Origin of the sequence: Spirosoma endophyticum, from assembly GCF_900112365.1 — a bacterium.
GTDB lineage: Bacteria > Bacteroidota > Bacteroidia > Cytophagales > Spirosomataceae > Spirosoma > Spirosoma endophyticum.
Genome location: NZ_FOLQ01000003.1, coordinates 263,834 through 282,739, shown reverse-complemented (window position 1 = coordinate 282,739; position 18,906 = coordinate 263,834). Strand labels below are relative to the sequence as shown.

At 48.0% G+C, this 18,906-nt stretch carries 18 protein-coding genes; 6 read left to right on the top strand and 12 right to left on the bottom strand.

Going from position 1 to position 18,906, the window contains the following annotated elements; all coding sequences use genetic code 11:
* Positions 1-56: 56 nt before the first annotated feature.
* The 8 genes from BM202_RS10225 to eno all read right to left on the bottom strand — a co-directional run bounded on the left by BM202_RS10225 (position 57) and on the right by eno (position 9,080).
* Complete coding sequence (locus BM202_RS10225) at positions 57-1,361, bottom strand: Gfo/Idh/MocA family protein (RefSeq protein ID WP_093825608.1); 1,305 nt, start codon at positions 1,359-1,361, stop codon at positions 57-59.
* A 32-nt stretch (positions 1,362-1,393) separates the two neighbouring features.
* Entirely contained in the window at positions 1,394-2,194 is an 801-nt protein-coding gene (locus BM202_RS10220; RefSeq protein ID WP_093825606.1) for a 3-ketoacyl-ACP reductase, read from the bottom strand.
* The gene (locus BM202_RS10215) at positions 2,191-3,636 is read right to left on the bottom strand and encodes an oxidoreductase (RefSeq protein WP_093825604.1); all 1,446 of its coding nucleotides are present in this window, start codon (positions 3,634-3,636) and stop codon (positions 2,191-2,193) included. Before BM202_RS10215 ends, BM202_RS10220 begins: the two co-directional genes overlap by 4 nt.
* A complete protein-coding gene (locus BM202_RS10210) occupies positions 3,633-5,027 on the bottom strand; it encodes a glycosyl hydrolase (protein ID WP_093825602.1) in 1,395 nt (464 codons plus the stop codon). Before BM202_RS10210 ends, BM202_RS10215 begins: the two co-directional genes overlap by 4 nt.
* Before the next feature lie 147 nt (positions 5,028-5,174).
* A complete protein-coding gene (gene gpmI, locus BM202_RS10205) occupies positions 5,175-6,752 on the bottom strand; it encodes a 2,3-bisphosphoglycerate-independent phosphoglycerate mutase (RefSeq protein ID WP_093825600.1) in 1,578 nt (525 codons plus the stop codon).
* A 56-nt stretch (positions 6,753-6,808) separates the two neighbouring features.
* A complete protein-coding gene (locus tag BM202_RS10200; RefSeq protein WP_093825598.1) occupies positions 6,809-7,324 on the bottom strand; it encodes a low molecular weight protein-tyrosine-phosphatase in 516 nt (171 codons plus the stop codon).
* An 87-nt stretch (positions 7,325-7,411) separates the two neighbouring features.
* Positions 7,412-7,723 carry an FtsB family cell division protein gene (locus BM202_RS10195; protein WP_093825596.1) on the bottom strand — a complete coding sequence of 104 codons (312 nt, stop codon included), beginning with the start codon at positions 7,721-7,723 and terminating at the stop codon, positions 7,412-7,414.
* Positions 7,724-7,799: 76 nt separating this feature from the next.
* The gene (gene eno / locus BM202_RS10190; RefSeq protein ID WP_093825594.1) at positions 7,800-9,080 is read right to left on the bottom strand and encodes a phosphopyruvate hydratase; all 1,281 of its coding nucleotides are present in this window, start codon (positions 9,078-9,080) and stop codon (positions 7,800-7,802) included.
* Between the two features lie 271 nt (positions 9,081-9,351).
* Between eno and BM202_RS10185 the strand changes: the two genes are divergently transcribed.
* On the top strand, positions 9,352-9,849 hold the full coding sequence (locus BM202_RS10185) for a hypothetical protein (RefSeq protein WP_093825593.1): 498 nt from the start codon (positions 9,352-9,354) through the stop codon (positions 9,847-9,849).
* A 176-nt stretch (positions 9,850-10,025) separates the two neighbouring features.
* Positions 10,026-11,117, top strand: a complete 1,092-nt coding sequence (gene recA / locus BM202_RS10180) for a recombinase RecA (protein WP_093825591.1) — start codon at positions 10,026-10,028, stop codon at positions 11,115-11,117.
* Between the two features lie 99 nt (positions 11,118-11,216).
* On the opposite strand, the gene BM202_RS10175 is transcribed toward recA, so the two are convergent.
* The 4 genes from BM202_RS10175 to uvrA all read right to left on the bottom strand — a co-directional run bounded on the left by BM202_RS10175 (position 11,217) and on the right by uvrA (position 17,419).
* Positions 11,217-12,503 (bottom strand): citrate synthase, encoded by a 1,287-nt coding sequence (locus BM202_RS10175; protein ID WP_093825590.1) that lies wholly within the window; start codon positions 12,501-12,503, stop codon positions 11,217-11,219.
* A 181-nt stretch (positions 12,504-12,684) separates the two neighbouring features.
* Positions 12,685-13,929, bottom strand: coding sequence for a metal-dependent hydrolase family protein (locus BM202_RS10170; protein WP_093825588.1), 1,245 nt, complete (start codon positions 13,927-13,929; stop codon positions 12,685-12,687).
* Between the two features lie 149 nt (positions 13,930-14,078).
* The gene (locus BM202_RS10165; RefSeq protein ID WP_093825587.1) at positions 14,079-14,483 is read right to left on the bottom strand and encodes a hypothetical protein; all 405 of its coding nucleotides are present in this window, start codon (positions 14,481-14,483) and stop codon (positions 14,079-14,081) included.
* A gap of 56 nt (positions 14,484-14,539) precedes the next feature.
* The gene (gene uvrA, locus BM202_RS10160) at positions 14,540-17,419 is read right to left on the bottom strand and encodes an excinuclease ABC subunit UvrA (RefSeq protein WP_093825585.1); all 2,880 of its coding nucleotides are present in this window, start codon (positions 17,417-17,419) and stop codon (positions 14,540-14,542) included.
* A gap of 123 nt (positions 17,420-17,542) precedes the next feature.
* Here uvrA and BM202_RS10155 point away from each other — a divergent pair, with 123 nt between their 5' ends.
* From BM202_RS10155 to BM202_RS10140, 4 genes are all read left to right on the top strand, one after another.
* Entirely contained in the window at positions 17,543-17,839 is a 297-nt protein-coding gene (locus BM202_RS10155; RefSeq protein WP_093825583.1) for a type II toxin-antitoxin system HigB family toxin, read from the top strand.
* Between the two features lie 4 nt (positions 17,840-17,843).
* Positions 17,844-18,206, top strand: coding sequence for a helix-turn-helix domain-containing protein (locus BM202_RS10150; protein ID WP_093825582.1), 363 nt, complete (start codon positions 17,844-17,846; stop codon positions 18,204-18,206).
* Between the two features lie 187 nt (positions 18,207-18,393).
* Positions 18,394-18,462, top strand: coding sequence for a DUF2281 domain-containing protein (locus BM202_RS39045; RefSeq protein ID WP_143100680.1), 69 nt, complete (start codon positions 18,394-18,396; stop codon positions 18,460-18,462).
* 130 nt (positions 18,463-18,592) lie between these two features.
* On the top strand, positions 18,593-18,859 hold the full coding sequence (locus BM202_RS10140) for a type II toxin-antitoxin system VapC family toxin (protein WP_093825580.1): 267 nt from the start codon (positions 18,593-18,595) through the stop codon (positions 18,857-18,859).
* The last annotated feature ends 47 nt before the right edge of the window (positions 18,860-18,906 follow it).

The following is an 18,906-nucleotide window of genomic DNA, read 5'->3' as shown; positions in this document are numbered from 1 at the left end:
AGAACTTCCCGAAACGGGGTCGCCCGAGCGGTTTTGAACTTTCGGGAAGTTAAATTTTACACCTTTTCTGGCACTACGAACGGAGCGCGATACTTACGGGTTAGCATTTGATTCGCGTCTTTGTCTCCAACAAATACTTCATTTTTGGGATCAAAGTGCAGGGTACGACCTAGGCGGTAAGCAATATTTCCCAGGTGCGCGATACCTGACGCCAAATGGGCTGTTTCAACCGGGCCGTTCTGCTTCGATTTATCCCGCGACCGGACAGCTTCGATAAAATTCGCATAGTGGTCACCACCGGCTTTACGCGCTGGTCCCGGTGCACGCTCTTTACCCAGAAACGTCTTATAATCATCATACCCGTTGATGACCATATAGCCTTTATCGCCATAAAAAAGGTTTCCAATCTCAACGCCGTCTTCTTTATTCGTCATCCAGGGCCGCACCTCAAACTGAATCACTTTGCCTGATGATGGGTATTTGTAAACCGACGTAAGGGTTTCGGGAGTTTCCTTGCAGTCGTTCCAGAGAAATTTACCACCTGCCGATGTAATTTCTTCGGGCAATCCTACATCTAGACCCCACATACACAAGTCTGTTTCGTGGATTCCCTGGTTGCCAATGTCGCCGTTGCCGTAGTCCCAGAACCAGTGCCAGTTGTAGTGAACGTAGTTCTTGCTGAATTCTTTTTCCTGCGCTGGACCTTGCCACATATTCCAGTTTAGTTCAGAGGGGACGGCCGAAGGACCTTTATTGCCGATATCTGGTCGCCATTTGTAGACAAGTCCACGTGCCATATAAACCTTGCCAATCAGGCCGTCGCGCAGGTGCTTGATAGCTTCCTGAATAGCCTCCGAGCTACGTAGTTGCACCCCATGTTGCACAATGCGATTATATCGGGTAGCTGCTTCAATGAGTTTACGACCTTCGTGCAGATTGTGCGCACCTGGTTTTTCAACGTAAACGTCCTTCCCCGCCTGACACGCCCAGATAGCCGCCAGCGCATGCCAATGGTTTGGGGTGGCAATGCTCACAGCATCAATATTCTTATCATCGTAGACCTGCCGAAGATCAGCCATAGTCTGGACTTTCCGGTTATATTTCTTCTCAAACTCAGTCGCACCCGCTTGCAGAACATTGCTGTCTACATCGCAAAGGGTGACCACTTCCACATCCTTTTGCTTCGACAAACCCTGAATATGATCTTTCCCACGGCCATTGATACCAATAACGGCCATCCGAACGCGGTCATTAGCCCCAAACGCATGCGCCGGGATGTAGGTAGGCAGTCCAATGGCTGCCAGCGAGCCAACAGCACCCGCTTTGAGGACGTAGCGCCGGGAAACTTGTTTTGAGTCCATGATTTTGAATTGGTTTAGGAAAAGTTGTTGGTTTATAGTCTTGGTATCGTCATTCCGCCGTCAACCATAATGACCTGACCTGTCGAATAGGGAAAAGCTCCCTGGGCAAGTGAAGCTACTGCTTTGCCTACGTCGTCGGGAAGGCCCCATCGCCTTTGCAAAGCCAATCCATTATCAATCAACGCATTATATCTGGCGGTTACGCCTGCTGTCATATCCGTTTTTATAATTCCCGGCCGAACCTCATAAACCGGAATATTGTATTCGCCGAGTCGGGTGGCAAACAGCTGGGTAGCCATGCTTAAACCCGCTTTCGCTATGCAGTACTCTCCCCGGTTAACGGATGCCACAGTCGCTGAAACAGATGATACGTTGATGATACATCCCCAGAAATCAACTTGCTCCGTTTGTTGAACGATCATCCAGTTGGCGGCTGCCTGCGTTAGAAAATAGGCTCCCTGTAGGTTGGTTGATAGTACATACTGAAAACTTTCCTCCGTCGCGTCGAGAATATCCCGCCGTTCTTTTGGGGCAACTCCTGCATTGTTGATGAGCACGTTTAACCGCCCAAAATGAGCTTTAATACGTTGCATTATTTCTACTCGGGCTTCTGTTGATGCAACATCGCCCTGACAGTAAATGACGTCACATCCGCGTTGCCTTAGTTTATCCAGCGCATCACTGACTGCGTCTTCGGGTCGAACGCCATTGATGGCCAGATCGAATCCGGCATCGGCTAAATGTTCGGCAATACCATACCCAATTCCTCGGCTACCGCCTGTAATAAGCGCTACCGGTCCGGTGCGCCGGTGCGAGCGTTCCGAGTTATTCACAGGCTCTCTTTTATCGCTTTAAGTTGCTCGGCTTCAGGCCGTTTTTTATAGAGAATATCCAGGGGATAACAGCCCGAAATGAGTCCATTACGTGGAGCCGTCGTACAGTCAGAAAACGTGCGGCATATCTGGTTTCGGACAAGTGCCCGACCAGCAAGCATATCGGCGGGCATAGTCGGATAGGACAATACCATACGCCCAAAGCCTATACTATCGGCCATGCCCTTGTGCAACACGGACTGCGCTACGTTGGGAAGCCACTCCTGCAAATACGAATAGCCCGATCCGATAATCACTAGCTCGGGAAAAGCCTGTTTCAGCTCATTTGTCACGTCGATTTGCCGCTTTACGCCCAACAGTGGATCTTCGGGAGGCAAGTAGCCATCGGAAGGCGGAAATAGGGCGGGTCGCATCAAATGTGGGTTGTAATAGGGACTTCCGCCGGTAATGCACACCAATTGAATGCCGAGTGACTCAGCCAGCGACAGCAACGCTTTCGTTTCTGTTAAATCAAATCCCAGTCCGTTCGATTTCCCTCCAAACGCAAATGGATATTGCTCAGCAGCTTCTGGAATGCCCGTACCAGCAGGGCCTTTTTTGAACGGGAGCATATCGAACGCACTCAGGCGAATGCCCATTTCCAGCCCCGGTGCCGCCTGACGGATTCCCGAAACGATGTTCCGTAGATAGCGCGTTCTATTTTCGAAAGAACCGCCGTAGTGCCCTTCCCGATTTACCGCGCTTAGGAATTCGTGACCCAGATAACCGTGGCAATGTTTTACATCGACAAAATCAAAGCCCGCTTTTTGGGCAAGTACAGCTGCTTCAACGTAGTGCTCGATGATTTGGTCAATATCCGCATCAGTAAGCGTTGGATAATCGGCGGACAGGCCAAATTTGCTGTTCAGAAAGGGATGGCTATAAAGAATTTTCGGTTCAAAAGCTTTGTGGCTCTTTGGTTTGCAGAAACGCCCTGAATGTGTCAATTGAAGACCAATCAATAAATCGTCGGGTTTTCCAAACACTTCGGCGTGTTCATCAAGAATCAATTGCCGCAGTTCGACAAAGTCCTGGAACGTATCAGCGTTCAGCACCAATTGATTGGGATTAGCTTTCCCCGAATGACAGACTGCTACGGCCTCACAACCAAACAGCAGCTTGGCGCCACTGATAGCGAATTTCTTCCAGCGATTTCGTGTAAAATCCGTCGGTCGGCCCTCTGTAGTACCATCCCAGCCCTCCATTGGCAAAATACAAAGGCTATTACCAATCGTTTTGCCCGATTTGAGTTGTATATGCCTATTGAACGGGCTTTCTGTAGGAGGCAGTAAAGTTTCATCAAACGGCAGATCAATCTCGTTTTTTTCTAAATAACTCCGCAGATCAGCCGCCGTTTTCAATTGGGCCATGCGCGGAAATTGAGGCTTATATTTCTCGCTCATGGGAGACAGTTGAAAAAGGTGTAGTACGGTTCATTACGTATGATACGTTGCAGATACAGCGCAACTTCACGGGCGTGGTAATCACCCCACATGCTTGATTCACCGTTAGCGATTTTACTGCCGGGCGGTACGTAGTCCCAACCATTGGGTTGGTGGTAAATCGAATGTAAAATCAATCCCTGATGCGCTGGGTCCATACTTAGATATGGTTCGTCAAACAACGTATTGAGTACGGTTAAACCGGCTTGATGGTATCGTTTCCCAACTTCTGAATCGCCTTTGTCGGTCAGATATTTTCCAAGGCGTAGCAGTCCCTGCGCTCCAATAGCCGCTGCCGAGCTGTCTACCGGCTCAAAATCATTGTAAGGGTCAGCAGGTCGATTGAGGTAATCACCTAAGCGGTGTAAGTTTGGCGCACCCGTATCCCAATAAGGAATGCCATCCGTGGGTGTATGCTCGATATAAAAATCGCAGGTGGCGGTAGCGGCTTTAAGCATGTAAGCTTCAATGATGTTACGTCCCCCGAAGGGTTCTAATTCGGCATCGTCGCACGTAGTGAGCCACTCCAGTTCTTCGGCAAAACCGCACATGGCCCAGGCTAAACCGCGCGTCCAGGTTGTAAAACCTGAATATCCTTGTTGTGAGTTGGGGCATCGAAAATTCCCATCTTTAACGTTAAAGACGCTTTCGTGAGCAGTACGCCCCCATAGATCGTAGGAATCGCGGCCTTCGCCGTAAAAAACCGCGTAATCGGCGGTGGCTTTGATATGGTGCAAAGCCCGTTCCAGCAAATTGATTTTCACATCGCCCTCACCCTGAAAAACGTGGCCCAACCCATGACTCAGTACTAAGGCCCGGCAGGAACGTATCGTATCGACAAAAAGTGAATGTGGACCATTAAATGAGCTTATAAACCCCGCACCGGCGGACCGTCCGCTCTTAATGGGTGTCCAACGGCTGGCTTGCACAGCCCCGGAGATTTTCAGGGCCAGTTCATAAAAATTAGCTTCCCAGTCATTGTGCGAAATCCGGCCTTCGCGCATCAACCGAAGTAGATTTCCATACGTACTAACATTGTTGAAACCGTGATCATGCACACCAATATGGCTAATATGGGGAGCCATCACACGCAGCGTTTTCTGGCGACCCATTTCAAGGAATTCAGCGTCGTTTGTGGCGTCGAACTGTAAAATCGCCGATCCGAATTGAAAGCCTTGTGTCCACTCCGTCCAGCCGCGCGTTGTATATTTTCCAGCAACCGTAAAAACAGGTGAGCCTTTTGCTACATCGTACTCTTTTTCAATCAGGCGAATTTTCTGGCCAGACAGCTCCCAGAATTGGTCAAGTTTTGCTGAAAGGTCAGAAGATGTTAACGAATTGTCAATCTGCATACTAGGTGAAGGTCCACGTGTTTATCGGTTACCTTTCCTAAAGTGCAACTAGGGTATCTGGCTACTGTTAACTAGCGGCCCCGGCAACGTAAAAAAGCCGCGGACTGACGTAACAGGCGCGGCTTTTTTTACAAATTTCAAAAATTTTCACTCTTTAATCAAACTCACCCCACCCATTTCTGGAGGTTGCGGAATACCCATCAATTGGAGAATCGTGGGTGCAATGTCAGCGAGTTTGCCATTGTTGAGTATCGGATGATAATCTTTATCAATCAGAATACAGGGCACTAAATTGATTGTGTGGGCCGTATTGGGCGTACCATCATCATTAGTCATATATTCGGCGTTACCGTGGTCGGCAATGATAATTGTCGTGTAACCATGCGCCAGGGCAGCTTCTGTGACGGCTTGTGCGCAGGCATCGGCCGTTTCGGCCGCTTTCACCACGGCTTCGAATACGCCCGTGTGCCCAACCATGTCGGTATTGGCAAAGTTCAGGCAGATGAAATCCGTTTCTTCTTTTTCTAATTCTGGAATAATGGCATTTCGAATGTCGTAAGCTGACATCTCAGGGATCTGATCGTAGGTTTTTACCGGTATGGTTACCTCTACGCCCCTGTCGTCGAGAACAACCATTTCTTTCGGTGAAGGGCAGAGCAGGCGTTTTTCGCCCGGAAACGGTTCCTCACGACCACCCGAAAAGAAGAACGTAACATGCGGATATTTCTCTGTTTCAGCAATACGGATCTGCTTTCTGCCTACTGACGAAATGACTTCACCAAGGGTCTTTTCGAGATTATCTTTTTCGAATATGACCTTTACACCTACGAAATCATCGTCGTATTTAGTCATCGTGATGTACTCCAGATTGAGTTTTTTCATACCCTGCTCCGGAAAATCCTTCTGTGTCAGCGCCTGTGTGATTTCGCGGCCGCGATCCGTGCGGAAGTTAAAGCAAAGTACTACGTCCCCATCTTCGATAACGGCCACTGGTGCACCATCAGGGTTGGTAACAATAATGGGCTTAATAAACTCATCCGTCACACCCGCATCATAAGAGGTTTGTAGGGCTTTCGTTACGTTAGTCGCATCCACTTTCTCACCTTCGCCATGTACCATCGCATCATAAGCGATTTTGACACGTTCCCAGCGATTATCGCGATCCATCGCATAATACCGGCCAATAACGCTGGCAATTTGCCCCGTCGAAACGGCCATGTGCGCCTGTAGATCGGTCAGATAGCCAATGCCACCCTTGGGATCAGTATCGCGGCCATCCGTGAATGCATGAACAAATACGTCCGTCAACCCATGTGCGTGCGAAATGGAGAGTAATCCTTTTATGTGCTCAATATGGGCGTGAACACCGCCGTCGGAAACGAGACCAATGAAATGGACTTTCTTACCATTGGTTTTGGCGTACGTTAGCGCATCGACAAGAACAGGCTCATTATCAAGCGTATGCTCTTCAACAGCTAAATTCACTTTAACCAAATCCTGATAGACCACGCGGCCTGCACCGAGGTTCATGTGGCCAACTTCGGAGTTACCCATTTGGCCCGCTGGCAAACCAACCGCCAAACCCGACGCTTCCAACGTACTGTTCGGATACTTAGGATACAACGAGTTCATAAACGGCGTATGAGCTGCTTCAATAGCCGACACTTCGGGTTTCAGCGGAATGCCCCATCCGTCGAGAATGATGAGAATGACTTTTTTATTCATAGGTTCAAATTGTGAATGAGTGAATGAGCGACTAAGTGAACAAGAGTTAATACCCTTTATTCACTCAGTCGCTCATTCACAATTTGAAAATTATGCTGCTGCATCAGGTACATCAGTAATTGACGACAACAACGTAGTGTAATTTGATAAACCTCTTCAAAAACCTCCGGGCCTTCGTAGTAAGGATCGGGTACATTCGGTTCGTCGCTGATATCCGGATCAAACTCCCGCAGCAGGAAAATGGTATCGGTGGTGTACAGGCCCGTACTTCGGTAATTTAGCTTTTCGATGGCTTCAAGATTCTTTTCATCCATCGCCACGAAGTAATCAAATTCGGCCAGGTCCTCGCCAATTAAGCGTCGCGCCCGATGCGTAAGCGTTAAGCCATGTTCGAAGGCATTTTCCCGAGTGCGCCGGTCGGCAAGCTGGCCAATATGAAAGGAGGCCGTTCCGGCAGAATCCGCCTGAATTTGCCGGTCAAGACCCGCTTCGGTAACTAACTGCCTAAACACACCCTCAGCTATTGGCGACCGGCAAATATTACCATAACAAACGAAGAGAACATTTAGCATTGCAGTCGATAGTCATTAGTCGATAGTAGTTAGTATTTACTCGCGCCAGCCACTAACGACTATCGACTGACTACTGTTGACTAACGTCTATTTTTCTAGCGGTTCATTGTGTTCGTCTACGATGACAAATACGTCTTCACCCTCTTTTTTCATCAGGTATTTTTCGCGGGCGAATTTCTCCCGAAGCCGGTCATTGCCGAGCAACTCCTTCCGTTCCGTCTGCACCAATTTTATTTTATCCTGATAATATCGGGTGTCCTGATCTAATTCGTGCAGTTTCCAGTAATTCCGAATTTGCGTCGGCAGGTCATTGGCATCGAAAAACGTCATCCACGCCAACAGCCCTAAGCCAGTCGCTACGTAGAAATTTCGGCCGTAATGAAGGAGTTTCTGGAACATGCTGATGAATGATGAATTATAAATGATGAATGACCAGCATTACGTTAATCATTCATCATTTATGATTCATCATTATTTAGAATTTAAGCCCTGGAAAATAGGCTACTTCGCCTAATTCTTCTTCGATACGTAGTAGTTGGTTGTATTTCGCCATCCGGTCTGAGCGCGACGCCGAACCCGTTTTGATCTGACCCGTGTTAAGGGCTACAGCCAGGTCGGCGATGGTTGCATCTTCGGTTTCGCCCGAACGGTGCGACATGATATTCTTATACGAGTTCCGCTTGGCCAGATTAACGGTATCAATCGTTTCGGTCAACGAACCAATCTGGTTTACTTTTACCAGAATGGCATTGGCAATTCCTTTATCGATACCCTCCTGAAGTCGCGTTACGTTGGTTACGAACAGATCGTCGCCAACGAGTTGTACTTTGGTGCCTTTCAATTCATCTGTATGCAATTTCCAGCCAGCCCAATCATCTTCAGCCATGCCGTCTTCAATTGACAGAATTGGATATTTAGATGCCCAGTCTTTCCAGAAACCTGCCATTTCAGCCGACGTCAATTTGTCGCCAGTTGATTTTTTGAAGTGATAAACACCGGCTTCGGCATCATAGAACTCCGACGAAGCGGCATCCATAGCAATCCAAACATCTTCGCCTGGACGGTAGCCCGCTTTTTCAATCGCCTGAATAATGGTTTGAATCGCTTCTTCGTTCGACTTAATGTTCGGTGCAAATCCACCTTCATCGCCTACGTTGGTTGCAAGGCCCATCTTTTTCAGTACGCCTTTGAGCGTGTGAAAAATTTCGGTGCCCATACGTAGCGCTTCCGAGAAACTCGACGCATTAGCCGGCATAACCATGAATTCCTGGAAATCAATGGAGTTGTCAGCATGAGAGCCACCATTGAGGATATTCATCATGGGAACAGGGAGCGTGTTTGCATTAACGCCACCGATGTAGCGGTAGAGCGGCAAACCGGCTTCCTGCGCGGCAGCCTTAGACGCGGCCAGCGATACGCCTAAAATAGCATTTGCTCCTAAACGGCCCTTGTTTGGCGTACCGTCCAGTTCAAGCATGATTTTATCAATTATGCTCTGTTCAAAAACCGAAATGCCAACCAATTCGGGAAAAATCAGCTCGTTAACATTCGAAACGGCTTTCAGCACGCCCTTGCCTACATAGACCTTTGGATCATTATCGCGAAGTTCAACAGCTTCGTGGGTGCCAGTCGATGCGCCCGATGGAACGGCAGCCCGACCCAGATAACCGTTTTCGGTACGGACGTCCACTTCGACAGTTGGGTTACCACGTGAATCCAGAATCTGCCGGGCATGAATGCTTTGGATGGTACTCATTGTAGAGAAATAAGAAGGGTTAACAACGAAATATTTTATCGCACCGGCGTACCGGTTTGTCGGATTTGGCTGCCAGCAGGTAAGCTGCCCAGCTAATCAGGCGCAAAGTAACGAAATACAGGGCAAAACTTCAGGCGTGACGGGTTAAAAGACAGTACGTTACTAAGTGACGCAATGAATAATTTCTGGTCAATAAAGACCTGAAACAGAAGTCGTCAGAAAATGTTGTCTATTTGTGTGCTTATAAATTGCCACCAAACCAATCATACCCATGCGAGGAATATTATATTTCTTATTGTTCTTATTAGTCGTTTTCGGTGTTCTCTACGCCCTCACGGGCTGGAGTTACAGCGATGGTGAACGGGCCGGAACGGTCTCTAAATTCAGCCGACGCGGTTTTTTATTCAAAACATATGAGGGAGTTCTGAACGTAGGCGGCTTTTCGGGCGAGACCGGTTCACTGACACCTCAATATTTTGACTTTTCGGTTGATGATGATGCGGTAGCCGCCCAGATTACACAGGCTGTTAAGTCTGGCCAACGGGTAACGCTTCATTACGAAGAGAAAATTCTGAAATTTCCCTGGAACGGTGAAACAAAGTACTACATTACAGGAGTAGAGATAGTTGGTCCGGCCGCCCGTCCATACGGCGATGGATCGGCTTATCCAGGTTATCAACCAGGACAGCCTCAATCCCAGACGGCACAGCCTCAAATGCAGCAACCAGCGCCAGTTCAGCAACCGGCCACTGCCGATTCTACGTTGTAAATAAACGTTCACTCAAAAGCCCATTAATTGCCTGTATGTCAGGACCATTAATGGGCTTCCTTTTGGGTTATTTCTTTTATTCGAATTAGCCCCAAAATGGCCCGACTATTTTAAAAACCCATTTGGTTATCTGACCATTTTTGGGTAATTTTATCTGTTTAAACAACCGTCCTAACATGGCAAAATCAGATACGGCGCAAGCCATAGCATCTGCTAATGACAACAAATTAAAAGCCCTCCAAACCACCATCGAGAAGCTTGACAAGGCATTCGGAAAAGGCACAGTAATGCGCCTTAGCGAAACCAAAGTTGTCGATGTCCCCGTCATCTCGACTGGCTCACTTGGTTTGGATTTAGCCCTCGGCATTGGTGGCCTACCACGTGGCCGGGTCGTTGAAATCTACGGGCCAGAATCATCCGGTAAAACGACGTTAACGATGCATGCCATCGCCGAAGCCCAAAAAGCAGGTGGTTTGGCAGCGTTCATTGATGCTGAACACGCTTTTGATCGCACTTACGCCGAAAAACTCGGAATTGATGTTAAAAACCTGCTGATTTCTCAGCCAGACAATGGTGAACAGGCGCTTGAAATTGCGGAACACTTAATTAGCTCTGGTGCTATTGACATTATCGTTATTGACTCAGTAGCAGCTCTCGTGCCAAAAGCTGAAATCGAAGGCGAAATGGGTGAAAGCAAAATGGGCTTGCAAGCTCGTTTGATGTCGCAGGCGCTACGTAAGTTGACCGGTACAATCAATAAAACGGGTTGCTGCTGCATTTTCATCAACCAATTGCGTGAGAAAATCGGTGTGATGTTCGGTAACCCCGAAACCACTACGGGTGGTAACGCCCTGAAGTTCTATGCCTCGGTTCGTCTGGATATTCGCCGTATTGGGCAGATCAAAGAAGGTGCCGACAACATTGTGGGTAACCGGACTAAGGTAAAGGTCGTTAAAAACAAGCTGGCGGCCCCTTTCAAAGTTGTTGAGTTCGACATTATGTATGGCCAGGGCATCTCGAAAGTAGGTGAGATCCTTGACTTAGCTGTTGAGATGGAAATTGTCAAGAAGTCTGGTTCCTGGTTCTCTTATGGCACGAGCCGTCTGGCTCAGGGCCGTGATGCCGTGAAGGAACTGCTGCTTGACAACCCTGAGTTAATGGCGGAACTGGAAGGCAAGATACGAGCTAAGATCAGTGAAGATTCAGACGCGCTGCTCGATCCTATCGGTGGTACAGAAGATGATGACGAAGGTGCAATTGATGATTAATCAGTTGTAACGCGTTCTAGTCGGCGTATTGACATAAAAAAGGCAGCTACTGAACCAGTAGCTGCCTTTTTTATGAATGAATTAAATCAACAATTAATGCTACCGCTGATCCAGTGGCTTAAACTCACGTAACGTAGCACCGGTATAAATCTGTCGTGGGCGACCGATGGGTTCTTTCTGCTCCCGCATTTCTTTCCACTGCGCAATCCAGCCCGGCAGGCGGCCAATAGCGAACAGCACCGTAAACATGTTGGTTGGGATGCCAAGCGCCCGGTAAATGATTCCAGAATAGAAATCTACGTTTGGATACAGCTTACGCGATACAAAATAATCGTCGTGCAAGGCAGCCTCTTCCAGCCCTTTAGCAATTTCTAATACTGGATCGTTAACGCCAAGTTTGCTTAGTACGTCATCGGCGGCTTTCTTAATAATTTTAGCCCGTGGGTCGAAGTTTTTGTAAACCCGGTGGCCAAAACCGAATAGCCGGAAGCCCGTTGTTTTAGCGTTCTTGGCCATCTCAACGTATTTCGAGACGTCTCCACCATCGGCCTTGATATCTTCAAGCATTTCAATTACTTCCTGGTTGGCGCCACCATGTAGCGGTCCCCATAACGCACTGATACCAGCCGAGATCGACGAATAGATGTTTGCCTGCGACGAACCGACGAGCCGTACTGTTGAGGTCGAGCAGTTCTGTTCATGGTCGGCATGAAGAATAAGCAGTACGTTCAGTGCTTCGGCGACGACAGGATCGACTTTATAGTCTTCGACCGGCAGCGAGAACATCATGTTCAGGAAGTTCGGAATATAGTCGAGCTGGTTTTTGGGATAGTTCATTGGGTGACCCAACGACCGCTTATAGGACCAGGTAGCAATAGTCGGGATCTTGGCCAGCAACCGAATGATATGCAAATCGGTCTTATCTTCGTCACTACCGCCCTGCAAATCAGGGTAGAAAGCGCTCATTGCACTCACCAGCGATGACAATACGCCCATTGGGTGCGCATTAACCGGAAAACCGTCGAAGATTTTCCGCATGTCTTCGTTCACTAACGTGTGCCGACGAATAGCCGTCTCGAACGTATTAAACTCTTCTTTAGTTGGCAATTCGCCGTAAATAAGCAGATAGGCTACTTCCAGAAATGATGCTTTGGCGGCCAGATCCTCAATGGAATAACCCCGATATTGCAGGATGCCCAGTTCGCCATCTAAAAATGTAATGGCGCTCTTTGTTGCACCGGTGTTTTTATAACCCCGGTCTAATGTAACATAGCCGGTTTGGTCACGGAGGTTAGAAATGTCAAAGGCTTTCTCGTGTTCCGTTCCTTCAAGGGTTGGGAAGGAATAAGACTTACCATCGACAGTTAATTCAGCGGTGTTTGCCATACAAGAAATCGGGGTAGAGTATTCAGAAATAATGAATTAACGGCTTAGTGAACATCGGGGTTCGTCCATGCTGGGCGAAATTAGCCCAAAAACATAAACGACAGATGAATTTGCCCTAAAAAAGCCGCATTACGTTTTTATTAAGTTGTAACCTGCAGAAAGCACAATAAGTTTTACGCGCCTATTTGTAAAGAACGCCCCCTTTCATGACTACTCTAACCCGACGTAAATCGGCGATGGTTTTTGTTGGATCACCTTCTACGGCGACCAGATCGGCCAGCAATCCGGCTCTGACACGGCCCCGGTCGGCCAGGTGAAACACGTCGGCATTAACAGACGTAGCAGAACGCAAAACGGCAAGTGGTTTCATGCCATAGTCAACCATCATAATCAACTCACGGGCATTGTCGCCATGGCTGAACACGCCCACATCTCCACCAGCACACATCGTTACGTCTGCATCAATGGCCTGTTTAAATGTTACTCTTTTTTGCTTGATACGTTCCGGTTCTGGTTCCTGGCCTTTTTTCCAGCCACGATACTGGCTCGTAGCATCACCAGCCGCCAGCGTTGGGCAGAGCGCCGTGCCATGTTGCTTCATAAGCGCAAAGATTTCGGGTGTTCCCGCATCGCCATGTTCAACCGTTTCGCAGCCACCCAGAATGGCCCGACGCATTCCTTCGGCGGTACTGGCATGAGCCACAACACCGCGGCCACTGCTTTTCGCGACTTCTACAATGAGCTTGATTTCCTCAACAGTGTAGGTTGGTCGGGCTTCGGCCATGAGTCCCCAGCGGTAGTCAGCGTAGATTTTTATGGCGTCGGCACCTTTGCCAATCTGCCGCCGAACGGCCTGAATCAACGCGTCATGCCCATCAGCCTCTTCGGCACCCTGCGGTACGTCAATATCCGGACTAAATCCTTTTGGCGCGTAGCTACCTGTTGCAATAAGTGCCCTCGTCACAATGATCATGCGAGGACCTGGAATAATGCCCTTATTAATAGCTTGCTTCAGGCCTACGTCATCATAATCGGCACCTTCGGTCCCAAGATCACGAACGGTTGTAAAACCCGCCATCAGCGTTTTTTGCGCATGGACGGTAGCACGGGCGACCCGCAACGACCGGGCTTCTTTCAAAACCTGATCGTCCCAGGGCGTTTCATTATAGGGGTGGAGCAACAAATGCGAGTGCCCTTCTATCAAACCGGGCATCAGCGTCTGGCCTTTTAACTCGATAACTTCTGCCCCATTTGCCGAAACGGTCGACGTTGGTCCAGCGGCTTCAATTTTATCATCTTTCACCCGCACGGCCCAACCTTCATGGATGGACTCGCCGTCGAAAACGCGGTCGGGTTTGAGAAGATACGTCGATTGGGCAAAAAGGGATACCGGGAAGCAGATGAATAGCAGGTATAATTTATTCATGAGAGCAGGTGATGAAGTACCTCAAAAATAAGCAAAAAGCAGCGGAAAGAGTCATTATGCACCAATGTCGACTTTTTCGCACAAGAGACAACCAGTAATAAGTCAGCAAGAAGGATAGTGCTGGAAAACGCCTAGGACAGTTGATAAAATCAGCTACGTTTGTTCGAAATCGCTTCCCAGGTACTTTTTCCCACTACCAGCACCACTAAACCCGGCAGCAGAATAGCCCCCGCCCGAAAACCTGCGCCCGTGAGCTTATAAATTCCCGTATTGTACTGACTGAAACTCTGCAATAAATAATATATCGATCCAGCCAGTAAAGCAACCGATATAGCCAACGATACTGCCTGACTGAGTCGACCGGCAAGCCATGAAATAAGTATGGTTACGCCCACCACCAATGAAACTGTACCGATGGCTTTCGGGAATGTTTCGATGGCTTCGTAATTAAAAAAGAACACCCCAGCCTGACCAATCAGATTGGGGTGCGCTAATAGCCAGGCGTCCAGAACGACGAGCACAAAAAGCAAAATATAAAAGAATGGGGTACGCATAAACTGTTTTCGCAAGTTGTTTTTAGACCAACGAAGTTAACAGCTTTTACGTTTTTTTACCCAGCCAGTTCCATCTTCAAAAACTTGCCTGTGTAGCTTCCCTTGACTTCAGCCACCTTTTCGGGCGTTCCTTCGGCGACGATGTAGCCACCTTTGTTGCCACCTTCGGGACCCAGGTCGATGAGGTGATCAGAAACTTTAATTACGTCCAGATTGTGCTCGATGATCAGAACCGTATTGCCTTTGTTAGCAAGCTTATTCAACACATCAAGCAGGTGAGCGATGTCCTGAAAATGCAGACCCGTGGTTGGCTCATCGAGGATATACATCGTCTTGCCCGTGTCTTTTTTAGACAGTTCTTCGGCAAGTTTCACGCGTTGCGCTTCACCACCCGACAACGTAGTAGCGTGTTGGCCAAGCGTGATGTAACCGAGTCCAACATCATTCAGTGTTGTTACTTTCCGGAGGATTTTGGGCTGACTGGCGAAGAAATCCAATGACTGCTCAACCGTCATGTCAAGGACGTCAGCAATGGACTTACCTTTAAAACGTACTTCCAGCGTTTCGCGATTGAAGCGTTTGCCTTTACAGGTCTCGCACATAATATGAACATCGGGCAGAAACTCCATCTCGATCTTTTTCATACCCGCGCCTTCGCAATCTTCACAACGCCCGCCTTTCACGTTGAACGAGAACCGACCGGGCTTATAACCCCGAATTTTAGCTTCAGGTAATTCAGCAAAAAGTGTCCGTATCTCCGAAAACATACCCGTATACGTAGCAGGATTCGAGCGGGGCGTCCGGCCGATCGGCGACTGATCAACCTCAATAACCTTGTCCAGATATTCCAGCCCTTCCACCGTTTTGAAGGGTAGCGGCTCGCGCTTCGACTTATAGAAATGGCGATTTAAGACCGGAAACAGCGTTTCGTGAATTAGTGATGATTTACCGCTTCCCGACACCCCCGTAATGGTCACCATCCGGCCAAGCGGCAGTTTCAGCGTTACATTCTTTAGATTGTTGCCTGTGGCATTCTTGATAATCAGAAACTTGCCGTTGCCTTTACGTCGTTCAGATGGCACCTCGATGCTACGTCGACCACTCAGGTAATCAGCCGTTGTACTGCTGCCTGCCGCACCAACGTATTGATTTTTCAGAAATTCATCGGGCGTTCCCTGATTAACAACCTGACCACCATGCCGACCCGCACCGGGGCCAATATCGATTATAAAGTCTGATTCGAGCATCATGTCCTTATCGTGCTCAACCACCAAAACCGTGTTGCCTAAATCACGCAGGTTTTTCAGCGAATCAATCAGTTTAACGTTGTCGCGCTGGTGCAAACCAATACTTGGTTCATCCATAATGTACAACACACCAACCAGTTGCGTCCCAATTTGCGTGGCTAACCGGATACGTTGGGCTTCACCACCCGACAAGGTACGTAGCGGCCGGTCGAGTGTGAGGTAATCCAAACCAATGTCGAGCAGGAAACCAATGCGCTTTCGAATCTCCTTCAGAATTTCTTTCCCGATGACGTTCTGACGATCAGTTAAGCGACTCTCTAGCCCCTCAAACCATACCGTCAGTTCCGAAATGTCCATTCGGGCCAATTCGGAAATGTTCTTCTGGGCAATCTTGAAATAAAGTGACTCCTTTTTCAGTCGTGCACCAGCGCACTCTGGACAGGGTTTGACGACCATAAAGTCTTTGAGCCAGTCCAGAATTTTGTCGGTGCTGTTTTCCTGCTGACGCTTCAGAAAGTTAACGATGCCCTCAAACTTAAAGCTGTAATAATTTTCTCCAACGTACTTCTTCGACGGCACAGTTGCTTCCTCTTCTGTGCCATACATGAGCGCGTGTAGCAGATCGTCGGGAAACTTCGCAACAGGCGTCGTAAGATTGAGTTTGTATTTTTTCAGAATTGCTTCGATCTCCTTGAAAATCCACAATTCGCGATACTCACCCAATGGCGCAATTGCTCCGCGACTGATGCTGAGCGACTTATCTGGAATAACCGACTCTTCTGTAATTTCTTCTACTACGCCCAAACCATTACAAACCGGGCAGGCACCGTAAGGCGAGTTGAATGAAAATGAGTTGGGTGATGGTTCATCGTAGCTAATACCCGATTCAGGGTCCATCAGGTTCTGTGAGAAATAGACTAATTGTCCATTTCCATCAAGCATCTGCATAGCACCCTTCCCTTGCTTGAGCGCCGTTTGGATCGACTGACTCAGCCGATAGCGGTCTTCCACTTTAGGTACGAGCCGATCGATGACGATTTCAATGTCGTGAATTTTGTAGCGGTCTAGCTGCATCTTCGGCACAATGTCCTGCACGACACCATCGACCCGAACCTTCGTATAACCCGTCTTGGCAATCTGTACGAACAGTTCGCGGTAGTGCCCTTTCCGGCTCTTGATGATTGGGGCCATTAAGGTCAGTTTCTGACCCGCGTACTGTTCCAGAATTGTATCAATAATCTGGTCCTGCGATTGCCGTTCCATTTTGCGGCCCGTTACGTACGAAAACGCTTCACCCGCGCGGGCGTAGAGCAGTCGCAGAAAGTCGTAAATCTCGGTTGTTGTGCCGACTGTCGAGCGAGGATTTTTAGATGTGGTTTTTTGTTCGATGGAAATCACCGGACTTAGCCCATTGATCTTGTCTACGTCGGGCCGTTCCATATCGCCGATAAACGATCGGGCGTAGGCCGAAAAACTCTCCATGTAGCGCCGTTGTCCCTCGGCATAAATCGTATCGAACGCCAGCGACGATTTGCCGCTTCCGCTGATACCCGTCACGACCACCAGCTTGTTGCGGGGAATGGTGACGTCAATATTTTTGAGATTATGTTCGCGGGCGCCAAGAACTTCAATCTGTTCGTACCCTGTCAGGTCAATATCGGTAAGTATTCCCTTTTCTTCTGTCGTCACGTTGCCACGGGCTTATTCTAAAGAACAACGTAAAACAGGTGGGGGTAGTTTCCGAAAAATGAACAGGTTTCCAATAGATGTTCCAAATTTGGGAACCTGCCATAAATTCGATACGTTTGTCAGATGCGAATCATTGCGAAGGGAACATTGCGCGAATTTTGGGAACAGAATTCGGATGCCGAAACGGGTTTGCGATTCTGGTACGCCAAAATCAGCAAAAATGACTGGAACAATCCAAATGAAGTGATTACCGGGTTTAACGGAGCCCATACGGTAGGGAATGGCCGGATTGTGTTCAACATATGCAAAAACAAGTACCGGTTAATCGTCTTCTTTCGATACGACATCCAGATTGCTTATATCCGATTTATTGGCACGCACAAAGAGTATGATGCAATTACTGACATACAAAACCGCTGAAACCATGAACGAAAACTTGATTAAGCCTATCAAAAATACCGACCAGTACAAGCAGGTAATAGCTCAAATTGAGCGGTTGCTCGACTGCCCACCAGGTTCACCAGAAGCCGATTTGTTGGAGGTCTTGTCTATTTTGGCTGACGACTATGAAAACAAGACAACGCCAATTCTACCCCCTGATCCTATCGATGCCATTCGGTATCAGGCTGACGAATTAGGACTATCGTCAAAAGAGCTTGCGGCTCTATTAGGAGGCAAAAATCGCCTATCAGAGGTACTGAACCGGAAACGCCCACTAACGCTAAAGATGATAAAAACACTGTACCGACAATTGCACATTCCGGCAGAAAGCTTGCTGGCAGCTTAGCCAATCCAGTATCTTTACGTAAAAACAATTTCGCTATGCTAACCGCTATTCAGTGAATTTATGACAACGGCCAGATTATTTGGGACGAAACACTACCTGTGCAGAAGCGCACCAAAGTGATTGTGACATTTTTAAAGGAAAATACGCCTATCCATGAAAGTCTAACAAAAAAAGACAGGGAGGAAGCATGAAAGGAGAAGTTTGGATGGCCAATGATTTTAATGAACCATTAGGCGACTTGAAAGAGTATATGTAATGCGTTTATTAATTGATACACAGATAATACTTTGGTTTCTGGAAGGGAGTAAACAGCTTCCAGAAAAGTTATACAACCTGATAAGTGACCCCAATAATGAGATTTATGTTAGCCGCGTCAGTTATTCGAAATAGCAATCAAACTAAAAATTGGTGGTCGTTTAAATCTTACACGTGGTTTGGAAGGTCTACTTCTGGATTGTCAGAAAGAAGCTATTCAGCTACTGCCTATCACAAATAATCATTTATTAGCCTGCGATCAAATTCCATTCTACGCCGACCACCGTGATCCATTTGATCGACTAATTTTAGCTACTGCTTTAGCTGAACAGATGCCAATTATCTCGGCTGATGAGAAGTTTAGCCAGCACCGGGACGTAGTAGAAGTAATCTGGTAAGCTAAACCGTCGGCCACTACAGGGCGTTTCACTGTTTTAACTGAACA

Coding starts and splice junctions, on each gene's coding strand:
- BM202_RS10225 (WP_093825608.1), bottom strand. CDS start 1,361: ATGGACTCAAAACAAGTTTCCCGGCGCTACGTCCTCAAAGCGGGTGCT.
- BM202_RS10215 (WP_093825604.1), bottom strand. CDS start 3,636: ATGAGCGAGAAATATAAGCCTCAATTTCCGCGCATGGCCCAATTGAAA.
- BM202_RS10210 (WP_093825602.1), bottom strand. CDS start 5,027: ATGCAGATTGACAATTCGTTAACATCTTCTGACCTTTCAGCAAAACTT.
- gpmI (WP_093825600.1), bottom strand. CDS start 6,752: ATGAATAAAAAAGTCATTCTCATCATTCTCGACGGATGGGGCATTCCG.
- BM202_RS10200 (WP_093825598.1), bottom strand. CDS start 7,324: ATGCTAAATGTTCTCTTCGTTTGTTATGGTAATATTTGCCGGTCGCCA.
- BM202_RS10195 (WP_093825596.1), bottom strand. CDS start 7,723: ATGTTCCAGAAACTCCTTCATTACGGCCGAAATTTCTACGTAGCGACT.
- eno (WP_093825594.1), bottom strand. CDS start 9,080: ATGAGTACCATCCAAAGCATTCATGCCCGGCAGATTCTGGATTCACGT.
- BM202_RS10185 (WP_093825593.1), top strand. CDS start 9,352: ATGCGAGGAATATTATATTTCTTATTGTTCTTATTAGTCGTTTTCGGT.
- recA (WP_093825591.1), top strand. CDS start 10,026: ATGGCAAAATCAGATACGGCGCAAGCCATAGCATCTGCTAATGACAAC.
- BM202_RS10175 (WP_093825590.1), bottom strand. CDS start 12,503: ATGGCAAACACCGCTGAATTAACTGTCGATGGTAAGTCTTATTCCTTC.
- BM202_RS10170 (WP_093825588.1), bottom strand. CDS start 13,929: ATGAATAAATTATACCTGCTATTCATCTGCTTCCCGGTATCCCTTTTT.
- BM202_RS10165 (WP_093825587.1), bottom strand. CDS start 14,483: ATGCGTACCCCATTCTTTTATATTTTGCTTTTTGTGCTCGTCGTTCTG.
- BM202_RS10155 (WP_093825583.1), top strand. CDS start 17,543: ATGCGAATCATTGCGAAGGGAACATTGCGCGAATTTTGGGAACAGAAT.
- BM202_RS10150 (WP_093825582.1), top strand. CDS start 17,844: ATGAACGAAAACTTGATTAAGCCTATCAAAAATACCGACCAGTACAAG.